We start from the raw sequence: 17,549 nt of genomic DNA on the forward strand, positions 1-17,549 counted from the left end.
AATGACAGCCCCGGCCCCGAAAGTCAAGGAGAATCAGCCGCGTATCCCGCCGTATAAGACCGCGGCCGCGGTGTTCTTGGCGGTCGCGGCGCTGGTGCTGGCGCTCGTGTGGTTGCAGTTCCGGGGCGAGCTCACGCCGAAGACGAACTTGACGATGCTGGCGCCCCGGTCCGGATTGGTGATGGATCCGGGTTCGAAGGTCACCTACAACGGCGCGGAAATCGGCCGGGTGTCCAGCATTTCGGAGATCGAACGTGACGGTGTCCCGGCGGCCAAATTCGTCTTGGATGTCGATCCGAGGTACGTCAACCTCATTCCGGCGAATGTGGACGCCAATATCAAGGCCACCACGGTGTTCGGCAACAAGTACGTGTCGCTTACTTCGCCGAAAAACCCTACCCCACAACGTATTACACCTAATCAAATCATCGATGCAAGATCGGTGACGACGGAGTTCAATACGCTGTTCGAGACCCTCAACTCGATCACCGAGAAGGTGGATCCGGTCAAGGTGAATCTGACGCTGGCCGCGGCCGCAGCCGCATTCACCGGGTTGGGCGACAAGTTCGGGCAGTCGATCGTCAACGCCAACGCGATTCTCGACGACATCAATCCGCAGATGCCGCGGATCCGGCACGACATCCGGCAACTGGCGGCACTGGGCGACACGTATGCCGACGCGGCACCCTCTCTGTTCGACGCCCTCAACAACTCCGTGATAACGGCGCGTACGTTGCACCGCCAGGAATCCGACCTGGATGCTGCGTTGTTGGCGGCGGCGGGATTCGGCAACACGGGCGAGGACATCGTCCGGCGAGGCGGCCCCTACCTGCAGCGCGGGACCGCCGATCTGGTGCCCACCGCGCAGCTGCTCGACACCTACAGTCCCGAAATCTTCTGCACCGTCCGCAATTACTACGACGAAGAACCCCACGCCTATGAGACAACGGGCGGCGGCAACGGCTACGCGCTGCACACCATGACCGAGCTGACGTCAGGGTTGGGAGGCCTGCTGACCCTGCCCGGGCTGGCCGGCACCGCGGCCACCATGGGGCTCCTCGGGCTGGCCGGTGTGGTGGGCGGGGCGCCGAATCCCTATGTGTATCCCGACAATCTGCCGCGGGTGAATGCTCGAGGCGGTCCCGGGGGCGCTCCGGGGTGCTGGCAGGCCATCACCCATGACCTGTGGCCGGCACCGTCCTTGGTGGTGGACACCGGCGCCAGCCTCGCGCCGTATAACCATCTAGAAACCGGCTCCCCGTACGCAATTGAGTATGTGTGGGGCCGCCAGGTCGGGGACAACACGATCAACCCATGAAAATCACCGGACCCGCCATCAAGCTCGGCACCATCTCATTTGTCCTGCTGCTGATCACCCTGTCGATCGTTGTGGTGTTCGGTCAAATGCGCTTCAACAGCACCAACAGCTATTCCGCGGAATTCAGCAATGCCACCGGCCTGAAAGACGGCCAGTTCGTCCGCGCGGCCGGGGTCGAGATCGGCAAGGTCGAAAAGGTACAGCTGGTGCAAGGCGGCACGCGAGTGCGAGTGGACTTCACCGTCGATCGCTCGATACCGCTTTATGAGTCCACGACCGCGCAGATCCGCTATCTGAATCTGTTCGCCGACCGCTATTTGGAGCTCAAACGCGGCGAAGGCGAGGGCGCCGACCGGGTCTTGCCGCCGGGTGGGTTCATCCCGCTGGCTCGAACGTCACCGGCGCTGGATCTCGATGCCCTGATCGGTGGTTTCAAGCCGCTGTTCCGGGCGCTCGATCCGGAAAAGGTCAACACGATCGCGTCGGCCATCATCACTGTGTTTCAGGGGCAGGGCGGCACGATCAACGACATCCTCGATCAGACCGCACGGCTGACCGCGCACCTGGCCGAACGCGACCAGGCAATCGGCGAGGTAGTCAAAAACCTGAACGTCGTGCTGGACACCACGGTCAGGCATCGCAGGGAATTCGACCAGACCGTGGACGATTTCGAGAAATTGATCACGGGGCTGGCCAATCACGCCGATCCACTGGCCGCGGGCACCGCGAACATCAGCAACGCCGCCGGAACGGTAGCCGACCTGCTGGCCGAGGACCGCGCTCTGCTGCACAAGGAGATCAACTACCTGCAGGCGCTGCAGCAGCCGCTCATCGACCGCAGCGATCAACTCGACGACCTGATCCGCAAGACTCCGACAGCGCTCAACCTGATCGGGCGCAGCATCGGACTCTACGGCGACTGGGTGAATTTCTACCTCTGCGACCTCACGATCAAGTGGAACGGACTGCAGCCCGGCGGCCCGGTCCGCACGGTCCGGCTCTGGCAGCAGCCCACGGGCAGGTGCACGCCGCAATGAGAACACTGACGGAATTCAACCGCGGCCGGGTCGGGCTGATGGGCATCACCGTGCTCGCTCTCGTCGTCGCCGTCGGCCAAAGCTTCACCAGTGTCCCGATGCTGTTCGCGAGTCCCAGCTACTACGGGCAGTTCACCGATACCGGTCAACTGAACAAGAACGACAAGGTGCGCATCAGCGGTGTGAACGTCGGCACGGTGGAGGGGCTCGACATCGACGGCGACCACGTCGTGATCAAGTTCTCCATCGGCGCCAACACCATCGGCACCGAGAGCAGGCTCGCGATCAAGACCGACACCATCCTCGGTAAGAAGGTGCTCGAGATCGAGCCGCGGGGAGCCCAGACGTTGCGGCCTGGGGGCGTGTTGCCGCTGGGTCAAAGCACCACCCCCTACCAGCTCTACGACGCGGTCTTCGATGTCAACAAGGCCGCCGCGGGCTGGGACATCGACAGGGTCAAGCAATCGCTGAATGTGTTGTCGCAGACCATCGATCAGACGTATCCGCACCTGAGCCCTGCCCTCGACGGATTGACCAAATTCTCCGACACCATCGGCAAGCGCGACGACGCGATCAAGCACCTACTCACTCAGGCCAGCCAGGTTGCCAGCGTGCTCGGTGACCGCAGCGAGCAAATCAACCGGCTGCTCGTCAACGCCAAGACGCTGCTTGCCGCGTTCAACGAACGCGGCAGGGCGATTGACGCACTGCTGCAAAATGTTTCAGCTTTCTCGACACAGGTGCAGGGATTCATCAACGACAACCCGAACCTGAATCGCGTCCTCGAACAGTTGCGTGCCCTCAGCGATGTGCTGGTGGCGCGCAAGGACGACTTGGCTCAAACTCTCACGTACGTAAGTCAATTCGCGGCATCGCTGGGCGAATCCGTGGCATCCGGACCGTTCTTCAAGATCGTCCTGTCCAATCTGCTGCCGTACTGGGTCCTGCAGCCGTCTGTCGATGCCGCCTTCAAGAAGCGTGGGATCGACCCGGAGGACTTCTGGCGCAGCGCCGGCCTGCCCGCGTTCCGCTGGCCCGACCCCAACGGCACCCGGTTGCCCAACGGTGCGCACCCCCAGTGTCCGAAGGCACCCCGGATCATCCGGGTCCGGCCGTCCCACCGGGAACGGCGTGTTCGTACGTTCCGGCGCCCGGTGCTCCCCCGCGGCCGTGGAACCCGCTGCCCTGCATGGGCATAGACGCCGGGCCGTTCGGCGGCGCCTTCCCGGCACCGATCGACGTGCAGACCTCACCGCCAAACCCGAATGGTCTGCCACCGACACCGGGGATCGCGATCGCCGGGCGTCCGGGTGAACCGCCGCCCGACGTGCCGGGCACGCCGGCGCCCCTGCCCGCCCAGGCACCGCCGGGCGCACGCACGGAGAACCTGCAGCCCGCGGGTCCCGTCCCGCACTCGTCGACGTTGGCGCCGGGTCTGCCGCCAGGGCCACCCGCGCCGCCCGGACCCGGGACCCAGCTGCCGGCGCCGTTCATCAACCCCGGCGGCACGGGAGGCAGCGGCATCACGGGAGGTAGCCAGAATTGAGCGCTATCTTTAATTTCCGCCGCCCTGGGCGCCGCAGCGTCGTCGGAGCATTGGTACTGGTGCTGGCCATTGCTGTGGGGCTCGCCGGCTGGCGGCTCTACCAGAAGTTGACCACCAACACCGTGGTCGCTTATCTCCCCGCCGCCAACGCGCTCTATTCCGGGGACAAGGTCCAGATCATGGGCGTTCGGGTGGGTTCAGTCGACAAGATCGAGCCGGCCGGCGGCAAGATGAAGGTGACGTTTCACTACAACAACAAATACAAGGTGCCCGCCAACGCGTCCGCCGTGGTCGTGAACCCAACCCTGGTGGCATCGCGGAGTATTCAATTAGAGCCACCGTATAAGGGCGGCCCGGTGATGACCGACAACGCCGTCATCCCGATCGAGCGTACCCAGGTGCCAACGGAGTTCGATGAACTGCGCGAGAGCGTCGCCAACACCATCAACAAACTCGGCCCGACCCCCGAGCAGCCCAAGGGCCCCTTCGGTGACCTCATCGAGTCTTACGCGGACGGACTGGCCGGCAAGGGCAAGCAGATCAACGCCACGCTGGACAGCCTGTCGCGGGCACTCACCGCGCTGAATCAGGGCCGTGGCAATTTCTTCGCGGTGGTGCACAGCCTGGCTTTGTTCGTCAACGCCTTGCACAAAGACGACCAACAATTCGTCGCGTTGAATCGTAACCTAGCTCAATTCACCGACAGGTTGACCGGGTCTGACGGCGACCTTGCCACGGCGATACAGCAATTCGACAGCCTGCTCTCGACACTGCGCCCGTTTTTGGCCAAGAACCGTGGCGTGTTCGCGCACGATATCGCCAACCTCGCCAACTTGACCACCACGCTGGTACAACCCGAGCCGCTGAATGGTTTGGAGACCGCGCTGCATGTGCTGCCGACGCTGGAGACCAACCTCAGCCAGATTTACCACCCGGCGCACGGTGCGGTCATGTCGATCCCGGCGATACCGAACTTCGCGAATCCAATGCAGTTCGTGTGCAGCATGATTCAGGCCGGCAGCAGGCTCGGTTATCAAGATTCCGCCGAATTGTGTGCGCAGTACCTGGCGCCGATTCTCGACGCGATCAAGTTCAACTACCTGCCATTCGGGTTGAACCTGTTCAGCACCGCCGAGACGCTGCCTAAGGAGGTCGCTTACTCCGAGCCGCGGTTGCAGCCGCCCAACGGGTACAAGGACACCACCGTTCCGGGGGTCTGGGTGCCCGATACGCCGTTGTCGCACCGCAACACCCAGCCCGGTTGGGTTGTCGCGCCCGGGATGCAGGGCGTCCAGGTGGGCCCGATCACCGGGGGCCTGTTGACCCCCGAATCGCTGGCCGAACTGATGGGCGGCCCCGACATCGCACCGCCGGCGTCAGGGCTGCAGACGCCGCCCGGACCGCCGAATGCTTACGACGAGAACCCAGTCGCGCCTGTTATCGGCCTGCCCCAGGTGCCGATTCCGCCACCGCCCCCGGCACCGGGTGTGATCCCGGGACCGGTCGCACCGACTCCAGCTGGACCACCACCGCCCGCGCAGGCCGCCGCGTCGACGGGACCGGGCTCGTGAGAGGCTCAACCACGTTGCGCACGTGGGCTTCTCGCAGTCGCCACCGCGCGTGGCAGGGGCTAGCTCTGCTCGCGGCCGCAGTGACGCTGACGTCGTGCTCGAAGTGGCACGGAATCGCGAATATCCCGATGCCCGGGGGCCCGGGGAGCGGGCCCGGCTCCTACACCGTCTACGTCCAGATGCCCGACACGCTGGCGCTGAACGACAATAGCCGGGTTCGGGTGGCCGACGTCTTTGTCGGCACGGTGCGCGCGATCCAGCTGAAGAATTGGGTCGCCACGCTGACGCTGCGTCTGGACAAGAACGTCAAGTTGCCCAAGAACGCCACCGCCAAGATCGGGCAGACAAGTCTCCTGGGTTCTCAACATATTGAGCTGACCTCCCCGCCCAACCCGTCCGCAGAGCCGCTCAGGGACGGCGACACCATCCCGCTGAAGAATTCGTTCGCCTACCCCACGACCGAGCAGACCCTGGCCAGTCTGGCGCTGATCCTGCGCGGCGGGGGTATCCCGAACCTCGAAGTGCTGCAGAACGAGGTCTACAACATCCTCAATGGGCGGGCCGAGCAGATCCACTCCTTCCTGGGCAAGCTCGACACCTTCACCGCCCGACTCGACGAGCAACGCGAGGACATCACTGCAGCGATCGATTCCACCGACCGATTGTTGGCGTACGTGAGCTCGCGCTCGGATGTCTTGGATCGGGTCCTCACCGAGTTCCCGCCGCTGTTAAAGCATTTCGCCGACAAGCAGAAACTTCTGGTTGATGCGGTCGACTCGACAGGACGGCTGAGCGCAGTTGCCGACCAATATCTTTCCGGCTCGCGAAGCGACCTGCATTCCGACCTGCTGTCGCTGCAATGCCCGTTGCGCGAACTCGGCCGGGCCTCGCCGTATCTGATCCGCGCCCTCAAGCTGATCCTCGTGCGGCCCTTCGACGTCGACGCCGTGCCGAAGTCGTTCCGCGGCGACTACTTCAACCTTTCGCTGACGCTCGACCTGACCCTCAGCTCGGTCGACAACGCAATCCTCACCGGGACCGGTTTCTCCGGAGGGCTGCGCGCGCTCGAGCAGTCGTGGGGCCGTGACCCCGAAACGATGATCCCCGACGTCCGATACACGCCGAACCCCAACGATGCCCCGGGCGGTCCGCTGGTCGAAAGGGCGGATAGGCAATGTTGACGCGCTTCATCTGGCGCCAGTTGATCATCTTCAGCATTCTCAGCGTGATCACGGCAATTGCCTTGGGGTGGTACTACTTGCAGATTCCCACCGCGGCGGGGATTGGCCGGTACACGCTGAAGGCGGACCTGCCGGCATCGGGCGGTCTGTACAAGACCGCCAACGTGACTTACCGCGGTGAAACCATCGGCACCGTGACCGCGGTCGAACCGACCGAGACGGGCGCGCGAGTGACCATGAGTATCGCCGACAGCTACAAGATCCCGATTGACGCGTCGGCGAACGTACATTCGGTGTCGGCGGTCGGTGAGCAGTATCTGGATCTGGTGTCGTCGGGCAACCCGGGCACGTACTTCGCGCCGGGACAGACGGTTACCAAGGGCACCGTGCCCACCGAGATCGGGCCGGCGGTGGACGCGGCGAACCGCGGGCTGGCCGCCCTGCCCAAGGAGAAAATCGCCGCCCTGCTTGACGAAACAGCGCAAGCGGTAGGAGGTTTGGGCCCCGCGCTGCAACGCCTGGTCGATGCGACGCAGGCGATCGCCGGCGACTTCAAGACCAACCTCGGCGACGTCGACGACATCATTGAAAACTCCGGGCCGATCATCGACAGCCAGGTCGATTCGGGTGACTCGATCCGGCGCTGGTCGCACAATCTGGACATCCTGGCCGCCCAGAGCGCGGAAAACGACCAGCGGGTGCAAAGCATTTTGACCCACGCCGCGCCGACCGCCGATCAGGTCGATGCGGTCTTCAACGACGTAAGGGAGTCGCTGCCGCAGACACTGGCGAATCTCGAGATCGTGTGGGACATGCTCAAGCGCTACCACAAAGGCGTCGAGCAACTGCTGGTCGCATATCCCCAGGGCGCAGCGGAAGGCCAGACGGTGACGACGCCTTTCCCGGGCTACGCCGCGCTGGGCACCTCGCTGACGATCAACCACCCCCCGCCGTGCCTGACCGGCTTTCTCCCGGCATCGCAGTGGCGGTCGCCGGCCGATACCAGCCTGGCGCCGATGCCATCCGGAACGTATTGCAAGATCCCGCAGGACGCTCCGGCCAACGCCGTTCGCGGAGCACGCAACCTCCCGTGTGTCGACGTCCCCGGCAAGCGCGCCGCGACCCCCCGGGAGTGCCGCGACCCCAAACCCTACGTTCCGGCGGGAACCAACCCCTGGTACGGCGACCCGAACCAAATCCTGACCTGCCCGGCGCCCGCGGCGCGCTGCGACCAGCCGGTGAAACCCGGCCAGGTGATGCCCGCGCCGTCGATCGACAACGGCCTCAACCCGGCGCCTTCCGACCGGGTAGCGGGAACACCGCCTCCGATCAGCGATGTCCTGCAGCGGCCGGGATCGGGGACCGTGCAATGCAATGGGCAACAGCCGAATCCCTGCGTCTACACTCCCGGCGCCCCTCCCCCGGCCGTCTACAGCCCACAAAGCGGTGAACTGGTGGGACCCGACGGTGTCAAATACTCCGTCCAAAATTCGGCCAAAACGGGAGACGACGGCTGGAAGGACATGCTCGCACCACCCGGCTGAGCCCCATGTTGCGTCAATCTCCCTTATTCACAGCGCTTTTCAAGAACAATCGTCCAGCCCTCAACGTCGTCGTGCTGGTTTCCTCAATTCAGCGCCGAGTACGGCAGAATCGTTGACACTGACCGCACGTACAGTCATATACTGGCGGTCGACGGTCGGCTCCGTCAATCGGAGCGTGTCGCGGCTTTGCGCCCAGCCCGGCGCAACGCACCGCGGATGCAGACCGAGATCGGAGCGAAATGCGGGAAGTGATTGGCCTAGGCCAACTCCGGAGCAACGCGTGTGCGTATCTGGAGCAGGTAGCCGCCGGGGAGACTATCGACGTCGTCCGTCGCGGCAAGGTGGTGGCCCGGATCGTGCCAGTCGGCGACTGGCGGGTGGCTCCGATTCCCGCACGCTCTGCCACGGTCGTGGCACCGGACGCCGGCGGCTGGGTCGGGCTGGACGAACTGCGAACGCGCGCCGGGCGGTGCCTCGATCGGGTCGCCGGCGGGGAGACGATTTGTGTCGTCCGAGGCGGCAGGTTGCTGGCGCGGATCGTGCCGGCGGGTGATTCGAGGATGATCCCGACCACGGCGGACGCTGGCCGACGGATCGAACTCGGCGAACTGCGAAAGCGCGCGGGGCGTTATTTCGACAGGGTTGCCGCTGGGCAGACGATCGAGGTGGTCCGGGGTGGCAAGCTGGTTGCCCAGATCGTGTCAGCCGATGGCGACACCGCCGAATCGCTGGAGCTGCACCACGCGCTGTGAAAATCGGCGCGCCGCAACCACATAATTTCCACCAGCTGATCTCCGATGCGGCTTGACCGCGAACGGGTACCGTGGCGCTGTGTATCCGCTCGAGCTTCGCGCGACCTGATGGACCAGGCAGACACCCCGCGTCCGGACCGCAATCTGGCAGTGGATTACTACCGCGTCTCGGGCGTGATCCTGATCGTGCTGGGACACTGGCTGGCCGGATCCGTGACCTACCATGACGGTCAATTCGGACGGCAGAATCCGCTCGTCGACATGCCCTGGACACAGTGGCTGACCTGGCCGTTTCAGGCGGTCCCGGTGTTCTTCCTGGTGGCCGGTTATGCGGGTGCGGTGTCCTGGACGCATCACCGCGAAAGCGGCGGGGTGTCGCGCCAGGCCTGGCTTCGGCGCCGGCTCGCGCGGGTTCTGGGCCCGACCGTCGTTTACGTCGCGCTGGTCTCGGCGATCGTGGTGGCTGCCGCGGCCTACGGTGTCGGCGGCTCGCTACTGGAATATGCGGGCTGGGCGGTGGCGATGCACTTGTGGTTCCTCGCCGTTTACGTCTTGGTGGTTTCGCTGACTCCGATTGCGATTGCCGCACAACGCCGTTGGGGGCTGTGGGTGCCGGTAGTGGTCGCCGTGGCGGTCACCGTGGTGGACACCACGTTGAAGCGGGGGCCGTTGCACGACCTCGGCTGGCTGAACTACTTGTTCTGTTGGGGAACTCTGTATCAGCTCGGCATCGCTTGGCATGGTGGGCTGTTGGCCGGCCGTAGGCCCCTGCTGCTCGCCACCGGATCTGCTATCGCACTCGCACTCCTGATCTGGCTGGCGCGCTATCCGGTCAGCATGATCGGCGTTCCCGGCCAGGCCGTGCAGAACACCTCACCCCCGACGGTCGCCATGCTCGCATTCGGCTGTGCGCAGGCCGGAATCGCGATGGCGGCCGCCCCGGCGCTCAATCGCATCCTGCGCGCGGGCGCGATCCGGCGAGTGCTCGCCGTCGGCAACAACAACGTGATGGCCCTCTATCTGTGGCACATGATTCCCGTCGTGATCGTGGCCCTCGTCTGTTACCCGGCCGGCTTGCTGATGCAACCCGCGGAGGGCACGGCGCAGTGGTGGCTGGGCCGGCTGCAATGGGTTGCCATCCTGGGACTCGTGACGGCGGTCGAGATGATGCTGTTGTGGTGGGGACGGCGCCTGTTCGCCGCTCCACTCCCCCTGCTCGGAATTCCACTGCCGCAGCGCTGGGCCGAACCGGTCATGGTGCTGGGAGCCGTGCTCGCGGCATATGGCCTCGAGTTCGTCGCCGCCGACGGGTTCGCCCCGGACGAGCACTTTGCCCGGGTTACGGTCGGGGTCTTCGCGGTCGGCACGCTCCTGGTGGCGCTTCGTCCCAAACAGGTCAGCCCGCGACCCGCGGCGCCCGCGACGACGACAGGTTGAGCGCCGGCGACGATCACTCGTCGACGTGACGCCGATTTATGGCTGACCTAGCCTTGGCTGAACGCGTCGGGCAGCGGACGCCGACAAACGTCGCGGGCCTCGTCGGCCCCCAACCCGAACAGGCGCAGCACATTTTCGGTGACGGTGTCGGCCGCACGCGCGTCATCGCGGCCCGGGTCGTCGCGCAGTAGCTTTCCGAGCCCGAGCAGTGCACCGCCGGCCATGGCGAGGGCGAGTTCCGGGTCGTCGACGTCGAACCTGCCCGCATCGACGCCGGCCTTGATATCGCGCAGCGCCCGGGGAGCCAGGCCGCGGTCGGACGATAGCAACGCGGGCCCATGCGCGAGCAGAATCTCGCTCTCCTGGGGTCGTTGACGAAATAGCCGACCGGTCAGCCGGAAACTGGCGGCGAAGATTTCCGCCGGATCGTCGATCGATTCGGTCAGCCGGTCCAGCATCGCCCCGTGGGCATCGAGCACGTCGGCGACCGCGGCCTCGAACAACTCCTCCTTGGTGCCGAAGTGGTTGTAAAAGGAACCCATTCCGACGTCGGCGGCCTGGGTGATCTCGAGCACCGGCACGTTGAGCTTGCCCTCGGCGATCAATCGCTGCGCCGCCTGGATCAGCGCCGCCCGGGTGCGCTGCTTGCGCCGCTCCAGCCGATTGGGCGGAGCGGCCTCCTCCGGCATCGCGCTCATCTCACAAAGTATGCATCACTTTTGAGGATTTCGTCAGATACCTTGACTGAGCATTGTCTCGTATGTGACGATTTCGTCAGTTATGTTTACTCAAGCCAGCACCACGCACCGGGATCTGCACAGCGAGCAGGGCGCACTCCCGGGTGAACCGAGCGGCCGGTCCCGGAACCCGGTGATCAAGGTCGTCGACATCGCATGGCTCGAGTTCGAGAAGCCGGAACTGCTCCGCGCCGAGGCATTCGCGCGAGACTTCGGGTTTCACACGGCACAGCGCAGCCCGGACGAAATCCAGCTCCGTGGGACCCGGACGGGTGCACCCTGTGTGATCGTGCGGCGCGGTCCCCGAACCCGGTTCACCGGCGCGGCCTTTCGGGCCGGCGACGAGGCCGACGTGTTGCGCCTGGCCGACGCGTGCGGCACCCGCGCGCGGCCGCTGCCGGATTCCCTCGGCGGCGTGACGGTCGACCTGGTCGACCCCGGCGGCATGCCGGTCCGGGTGGTCGCCGGCACGCACGAGCTGCCGGAACTGCCGAGTCAGCAGCCTCACACGTTCAACTTCGGAGACCACCCGCAGCGGATCAACGCCGGCCAGCGCCCGGCACGGGTGCCCGCCCGAGTGCAACGGCTGGGTCACCTGGTGCTGCAGACCACGAAGTACGTCGAAACTCTGAACTGGTATCTGGACAATCTGGGGATGGTCGTCAGCGACTTCCTGTTCTTTCCGGGTCAGCGCGAGCGCGGACCGACCATGAGCTTCATCCGGTGCGATCGAGGAGCGACCCCCGCCGATCACCACACGCTGGCGCTGGCTCTGGGTCCGGCGAACCGCTACGTCCATTCCGCTTATCAGGTCAGCGATCTCGATGCCCTGGCCGCGGGCGGCGAATACTTGCACGAGCGTGGCTACTTTCGGTCGTGGGGAATCGGCAGGCACATCCAGGGCAGCCAGATCTTCGACTATTGGCGCGATCCCGACGGATTTCTGGTCGAGCACTTCGCCGACGGAGACCTGTTCGACAACACCGTCGAACCCGGCTGGGCACCGTTTCGCGCGTCCGGCTTGGCCCAGTGGGGACCGGCAGCGACCAGAGACTTTTTAGGAACTGATCTGAAATCGGCTCGCCACGAACTGGTTTCGATAATCACCGCGCTGCGTGCCCGCAACGAGTTCGACATCAGCCGCCTCATCGGCCTACTGAAAGTACCCACATCATGACCGTTTCCGTCCTGCGTACTGCCGAAGCCTGGTGGCTCAAAACCGGGACGGGTGCGGCCAAGATCGACACCGCGGCGACCACGACCGGCGCGCTGCTGGCGGATCGAGCGGCGATCGAAGCCGCCGCGCACACCGACACCGTCTCGGTGGCCGACCTCCCGTTGCTCTCGCCGGTGACCCGGCCGTGCCGAGTAGTGGCTCAAATGACCAACTTCGAGTCGCACGTCAGGGACGCGGGCATGGACCCAGCATCGGTTCCGCTGACGTTCTTTCGCAAGGCCTCGGCATCGATCACCGGTCCGTTCGACGAGATCGTCAAACCGCCGCACGTTCAGTTGCTCGACTACGAGGTGGAAATCGGGTTGGTGATCGGGCGCGCAATCCCGGTCGGCACCACCATTTCCGAGGCGAACTTGGCCGAGTTCATCGCCGGATTGGTGGTCACCAACGATGTTTCGGCGCGTGACGTCCAGCTTCCGCAAACCCAGTTCTACGAGGCCAAGTCGTATCCGACGTTCACCCCGGTGGGACCGGAGCTGGTGTTGCTGACGGCCGACGAGCTCGCCCGCTTCGGCGATCTGCGGCTGCGTCTGAGCGTCAACGGCGTCGAACGGCAGAACGCGCTGGTAGACGGGGATATGTTGTATCGGCCGCTGCAAGCTCTGCAGTCACTCACCCAGTTCCAGGAACTCGCCCCCGGCGACTTGGTGCTCACCGGCACCCCGGCCGGCACCGCGCTCAGCGCTCCACCCAAGCCGCTGGCGATGATCGGGAACCTGCTGCCGACCTCCCTCAAGTGGAAGGTGTTCTTCAGTCGTCAGGCCGGCAACCCGAATTATCTGCGACACGGGGACGTCGTCGAGGCGTCGGTCGCCACCGATGACGGAGCCATCGACCTCGGGGCGCAGCGCAACACAGTCCGATTCGATTGAGCACTAAGGCAATTCGGCGCGTTCCCGTCGTGATCGTCGGCGCCGGACCTACCGGCATCACCGCCGCCACATTGTTGGCTCAGTACGGCGTCGACAACCTGATCCTCGATCGCTGGCGCGGCGTCTATCAACAACCGCGCGCCGTCCATCTGGACGACGAGATTTACCGGATTATCGCCCGGCTCGGCATCGCCGACGAATTCGCCGCCATTTCCCGGCCGACGCTGGGCTTGCGATTGCTCGACCGTCGTCTTCGCGTCCTCGCCGAGTTCACTCGCGACACCGCCCGCAGCCGCAATGGATTTCCGCAGGCCAACATGTTCGACCAACCGGAGTTGGAGGCACTACTGCGGTCAAACCTCAAGCGACGCCCGCAGGCTCAACTGCGCGGCGACGCCGAGGTTACCGATGTGACCGACACCGGCGAATACGTGCGCGTCACCTTCACCGACCGCACCGACGGCACCGTGCACCAGGTCGATGCCGACTACCTGCTGGGCTGCGACGGAGCCAACAGCCTGGTGCGCGCCCAAATAGGCTCAGCGATCAAGGATTTGAACTTTGAACAGCGCTGGCTGGTGGTCGACGTCGCCACCGACACCGACCTGCACCAGTGGGAAGGCGTGCACCAGGTGTGCGATCCGGCGCGCGCGGGCACCTACATGCGCATCGGAGCGTCACGCTACCGCTGGGAGTTTCGGTTGCTCGACGACGAAAGTGCGGACGAATTCGGCACTTTGACTGCCTTGCGGCCGTTGATCACACCTTGGACCGCCGGTGTCGAGGACCACCAGCTGACGCTGCTGCGCGTCGCGGAGTACACGTTTCGCGCCCAGATCGCCGAGCGCTGGCGCCGGGGCAACATCTTCATCCTCGGTGACGCGGCGCACCTCACTCCCCCGTTTATCGGCCAAGGCATGGGAGCCGGGGTACGCGACGCGATGAATCTCGCCTGGAAGATCGCCGGGGTACACCATGGCAATCTTGCTCCTGCCGTTCTGGACACCTATGAGCAGGAACGTAAACCGCACACCCGAAGCCTGATTCGCTTGGCGCTCAACGTCGGTCGTGCGATGACCGGCGGCGCCCGGGTGGGCGACGCGTTACGCCGCGTGGTGCTGCCCCGGCTGCGGCTGATCCCTGGCCTGCGCGACAAGGTGGTGGACTCCACCACACCGGCACTGTCTTCTTCCGCGCTGGTGGGCAGATCACGCCGGCCCGGCCACCTCGCCGGCACGCTGTGCCCGAACCCGCAGCTGGGCGGTGATCAGCGGCTCGACGAGGTGTTGGGAAGCGGCTTCGGCCTGATCACCACCCGCAGCCCGAGTGCCGCCGATGAAGCCGCGCTGGCGCGGCGCGGCTTCATCGTGCTGGTTGCCCAGCCAGGCGACGAGCTGGCGCGTTGGCTGCGCGAGGGCCACGCCACCGCCGCGCTCATCCGCCCGGATCGGACGGTCATGCGCGCGGGGCGCGACGTCTGCGCACTGTGCGCATGGGCATGTGACGTCGTGAATGGCCGATTCGGTCCTACACCTGCGTCGGCCGCGCAACGATGACCGGCACCAACACCGAATGCAGGACGGTATTGCTGACCGATCCCAGGATCAGGCCGGTGAGACCACCGCGGCCGTGACTGCCCACCACCACCAGCTGCGCTTCCAGAGACTTCGTCTGTTGAATGATCTGTTGGGCCGGCAGGTCCCGAGCCAGGAGACGGCGCACGGTGACATCGGGATACTGTTCGTGCCAACCGGCCAGCCTTTCGGTGAGGCTGCGCTCGGCCTCGGCCTCGACCGACTCCCAGTCGAATGCTGGAAGTTCGAGGATTGCGACATCACTCCATGCATGCAGCGCCACCAGATCGACTCCCCGATGAGACGCTTGATCGAACGCGATCGCCGTTGCGAGTTCCGACGCCGGTGAACCGTCGATGCCCACCAGAACCGGGCCGCGCTGCGGGTCCGGCACGTCTTCGTCACGGATGACCGCGACCGGGCACTTAGCGTGGCGCACCACGGTTGAACTGACCGAACCGAGCACACCGCGCGCCAGCAGCCCGCGACCCGAGCTGCCGACGACGATCATCTCGGCGTCGTCGGACATCTTGATCAGGGCCAGCGCCGGAGTCGAGTAGACGAACTCCTTGGTAATGGTGACCTTACGGCCTGCCGGCATTGCTTCCTCGGCCAACTTGAATGCGTGAGCGAGTTGCTGGCGGCAATCATCTTCCAGCTTGACCAACAGCGAGTCGGGATAGGGAACCGGCGGCCAGGTCGTGGTGGGAGTCACCACCGCGTGGAAAAGGGTCAGCGGAATGTTGTGCATCGCCGCGTCGCGGGCCGCCCAGACAACGGCGGTGTCCGATGCGGGTGAGCCATCGACCGCAACGACGATACCGAGTGTTTTGACAGGTGCCGACATTTCGTACTCCTTTCGTCAGGAGTAACGCTATTGACCCGCTGGGGGTCGGTCGTGAGGCTTTGGTCCCCAACCACCGGGACTTCAGGACCTTCGCGCTCTAGATCTGGCGCCGTTGCAGGCGCGCGATGCCCCAAAACGGCAGGGCCACGAACAGCGTCCCGCCGACCAGGTTTCCCACGGTGGTGATGCAGATGTCGGTGAGCAGCCCGTCGTCACCGAAGCCCCAGCTGATCCCGCCACGCGGTGCCGCGGGGTGGAAAAGGTTGAGCAGCAACGGAAAGCCGAGAAAGCCGACATTGGCGATCACGTGTTGGGTGCCGCCGATCACGAAGGCGAAGGGGCCGTAGAACGCAAACGCCATTCGTGCGATGTCGCTGCGCGCCTTGAAGTACATGCACATCGCGGTCTGCAGGAACCAGGTGCACGCCACCGCCAGCAGGAACGCCGTCCAGAACGGCTGGCCGGCTTTCAGCGCACCGACGGTAGCCGCCCGCTCGGCGAACGCGCCCAGGTACGGGCCGCCGGCCCCGCCACAGACCGTGACGAATACCAATGCGCCGGCGATGTTGCCGACCAGGCCGACCGATACCAGGAACACGTAAGTTCGCAACCGCATGCTGCGTTTGAGCACCGCGAGGAATCCCGCGGCCATGTCCGCAGTGATCAGCGACATCCCCGATACCAGAATCAGTACGAAGGACATGCCGAACGCCAAGCCCATCAGCAGGCTCCCGATGCCCGGCGTCTTGACGCCGGTGCTCACCACCAATGCCAGCAATACCCCGAACGCCACGAACACGCCGCCGACCAGGGACCGCACGAAGAACGCCCAGGGATGTGCCGCCTTTTCCACGGCCATGGCGGCGACCCGTTCCACCATGGCACCGACGCTGAGCGGCTCGAACGGGTCGTCGCCCAGCCGGCCGATGGCGGCACCAGAAGTCGAGCCGGCCAATGTGCGCTGCATCGGTACTTGTAATTCTCGTTGCGGTGCCTGCGCTTCGATCGTCATCCTTGATCGCCTTCCTTGAAGTTGTTGAGTCCATTGAGGACCCCCGCGATGTGCTCGTCGCTGAGCTTCTCCCCCTCAAAGACGTGGTTGAGCAGAATCTTGAGGTCGAGCATTTGTTGCAGATAGACCAGGCATGGCGGGCAGTCCTCGAGATGTTTGGCGACGATCGGACCCCACTGGTCTGGATCCGAGTCGACGAGATCGTCGACCAGCCGGACGAAATCGACGCAGTCGATCGCGGGAACGGTGTTGTCGTAGATGGTCATTGGCAGTACCGCTTCTCCAGTTCGTTGCGGAGGTTTCCCCGGGCGCGATACAGCAGCGCGCGCTGCGCCTCAGCGGACAGGTCAAGAAGCGTCGCCGCCTCTTCGCTCGAGGTGCCGACAAGGTCGCGCAGGATAATGAGCTGCCGCTGCCGTTCCGGCAATGCGGCCAGGGCCGCTCGCAGGTAGCCGATCAGTTCTTGGGCCACGGTGCGGTCCTCGGGAAGAAAGCGCCGCGACGGCGGAAGACTCCAATGCCCGGCATCGCCGTGGCCGGCGAGATGCATGCGGCCCGACAGCGGATCGGCGTCCGCGTCGGACAGTACCTCGTAGTCGCGGATCCGCGATTCGCGACGCCGATGCCGCGAGGCGGTGTTCTTGACGATTCCGAACAGCCAGGTGCCTACCGAGGAGCGGCCTTCGAAAGACGCCGACGACTGCAAGACCTGGACCCATGCCTCCTGCACCGCTTCTTCGGCTACCGTCGCCGAATCCACCATCGTGCGAGCGAAATTCACCATCGGCCGATGAAAGTCGCGAACCAAAGTGGCCAGCGGAATCCCGCCGACCAGATGCTGAGTGCCCTCCGGTGGCACCGCCACCGGAGTCACCATCGGCCCG

At 65.0% G+C, this 17,549-nt stretch carries 15 protein-coding genes and 1 pseudogene; 11 read left to right on the plus strand and 5 right to left on the minus strand.

Features of this window, described 5'->3' with window-relative positions; genetic code table 11:
* Position 1 precedes the first annotated feature (1 nt).
* From MAAFP003_RS15365 to MAAFP003_RS15400, 8 genes and pseudogenes are all read left to right on the plus strand, one after another.
* Positions 2–1,318, plus strand: coding sequence for an MCE family protein (locus MAAFP003_RS15365; protein ID WP_096288256.1), 1,317 nt, complete (start codon positions 2–4; stop codon positions 1,316–1,318).
* Complete coding sequence (locus MAAFP003_RS15370) at positions 1,315–2,355, plus strand: virulence factor Mce family protein (RefSeq protein ID WP_096288258.1); 1,041 nt, start codon at positions 1,315–1,317, stop codon at positions 2,353–2,355. Before MAAFP003_RS15365 ends, MAAFP003_RS15370 begins: the two co-directional genes overlap by 4 nt.
* Positions 2,352–3,901: pseudogene (locus MAAFP003_RS15375) on the plus strand (virulence factor Mce family protein). Before MAAFP003_RS15370 ends, MAAFP003_RS15375 begins: the two are co-directional and overlap by 4 nt.
* The gene (locus tag MAAFP003_RS15380; RefSeq protein WP_096288260.1) at positions 3,898–5,472 is read left to right on the plus strand and encodes a virulence factor Mce family protein; all 1,575 of its coding nucleotides are present in this window, start codon (positions 3,898–3,900) and stop codon (positions 5,470–5,472) included. The pseudogene MAAFP003_RS15375 and the gene MAAFP003_RS15380 overlap by 4 nt, the downstream one beginning before the upstream one ends.
* A gap of 14 nt (positions 5,473–5,486) precedes the next feature.
* Positions 5,487–6,653: a virulence factor Mce family protein gene (locus MAAFP003_RS15385; protein WP_096288262.1), complete on the plus strand. Its 1,167-nt coding sequence runs from the start codon at positions 5,487–5,489 to the stop codon at positions 6,651–6,653.
* A complete protein-coding gene (locus MAAFP003_RS15390; RefSeq protein ID WP_096288264.1) occupies positions 6,647–8,197 on the plus strand; it encodes an MCE family protein in 1,551 nt (516 codons plus the stop codon). Before MAAFP003_RS15385 ends, MAAFP003_RS15390 begins: the two co-directional genes overlap by 7 nt.
* A 239-nt stretch (positions 8,198–8,436) precedes the next feature.
* Positions 8,437–8,949 carry a type II toxin-antitoxin system Phd/YefM family antitoxin gene (locus MAAFP003_RS15395; protein ID WP_096288266.1) on the plus strand — a complete coding sequence of 171 codons (513 nt, stop codon included), beginning with the start codon at positions 8,437–8,439 and terminating at the stop codon, positions 8,947–8,949.
* A 108-nt stretch (positions 8,950–9,057) separates the two neighbouring features.
* On the plus strand, positions 9,058–10,386 hold the full coding sequence (locus MAAFP003_RS15400) for an acyltransferase family protein (protein ID WP_096288268.1): 1,329 nt from the start codon (positions 9,058–9,060) through the stop codon (positions 10,384–10,386).
* A 47-nt stretch (positions 10,387–10,433) separates the two neighbouring features.
* On the opposite strand, the gene MAAFP003_RS15405 is transcribed toward MAAFP003_RS15400, so the two are convergent.
* The gene (locus MAAFP003_RS15405) at positions 10,434–11,084 is read right to left on the minus strand and encodes a TetR/AcrR family transcriptional regulator (protein WP_096288270.1); all 651 of its coding nucleotides are present in this window, start codon (positions 11,082–11,084) and stop codon (positions 10,434–10,436) included.
* 82 nt (positions 11,085–11,166) lie between these two features.
* Here MAAFP003_RS15405 and MAAFP003_RS15410 point away from each other — a divergent pair, with 82 nt between their 5' ends.
* Genes MAAFP003_RS15410 through mhpA form a run of 3 tightly spaced genes read left to right on the plus strand, consistent with a single transcriptional unit; the run spans position 11,167 to position 14,788 of the window.
* A complete protein-coding gene (locus MAAFP003_RS15410; RefSeq protein WP_096288272.1) occupies positions 11,167–12,300 on the plus strand; it encodes a VOC family protein in 1,134 nt (377 codons plus the stop codon).
* A complete protein-coding gene (locus MAAFP003_RS15415) occupies positions 12,297–13,232 on the plus strand; it encodes a fumarylacetoacetate hydrolase family protein (RefSeq protein WP_096288274.1) in 936 nt (311 codons plus the stop codon). The genes MAAFP003_RS15410 and MAAFP003_RS15415 overlap by 4 nt, the downstream gene beginning before the upstream one ends.
* On the plus strand, positions 13,229–14,788 hold the full coding sequence (gene mhpA / locus MAAFP003_RS15420) for a bifunctional 3-(3-hydroxy-phenyl)propionate/3-hydroxycinnamic acid hydroxylase MhpA (protein ID WP_423790899.1): 1,560 nt from the start codon (positions 13,229–13,231) through the stop codon (positions 14,786–14,788). The genes MAAFP003_RS15415 and mhpA overlap by 4 nt, the downstream gene beginning before the upstream one ends.
* Here mhpA and MAAFP003_RS15425 read toward each other — a convergent pair.
* The 4 genes from MAAFP003_RS15425 to MAAFP003_RS15440 form a co-directional block, all read right to left on the minus strand.
* A complete protein-coding gene (locus MAAFP003_RS15425) occupies positions 14,760–15,653 on the minus strand; it encodes a universal stress protein (protein ID WP_096288278.1) in 894 nt (297 codons plus the stop codon). The two genes, mhpA and MAAFP003_RS15425, sit on opposite strands and share 29 nt — an antisense overlap.
* A gap of 97 nt (positions 15,654–15,750) precedes the next feature.
* Positions 15,751–16,665: a formate/nitrite transporter family protein gene (locus MAAFP003_RS15430; protein WP_096288280.1), complete on the minus strand. Its 915-nt coding sequence runs from the start codon at positions 16,663–16,665 to the stop codon at positions 15,751–15,753.
* Positions 16,662–16,931, minus strand: coding sequence for a hypothetical protein (locus MAAFP003_RS15435; protein ID WP_096288282.1), 270 nt, complete (start codon positions 16,929–16,931; stop codon positions 16,662–16,664). Before MAAFP003_RS15435 ends, MAAFP003_RS15430 begins: the two co-directional genes overlap by 4 nt.
* Entirely contained in the window at positions 16,928–17,542 is a 615-nt protein-coding gene (locus tag MAAFP003_RS15440; RefSeq protein WP_096288284.1) for an RNA polymerase sigma factor, read from the minus strand. Before MAAFP003_RS15440 ends, MAAFP003_RS15435 begins: the two co-directional genes overlap by 4 nt.
* Positions 17,543–17,549: the final 7 nt, after the last annotated feature.

The sequence above is a fragment of the Mycobacterium ahvazicum genome, assembly GCF_900176255.2.
In the GTDB taxonomy this organism is placed as follows: Bacteria; Actinomycetota; Actinomycetes; order Mycobacteriales; family Mycobacteriaceae; genus Mycobacterium; species Mycobacterium ahvazicum.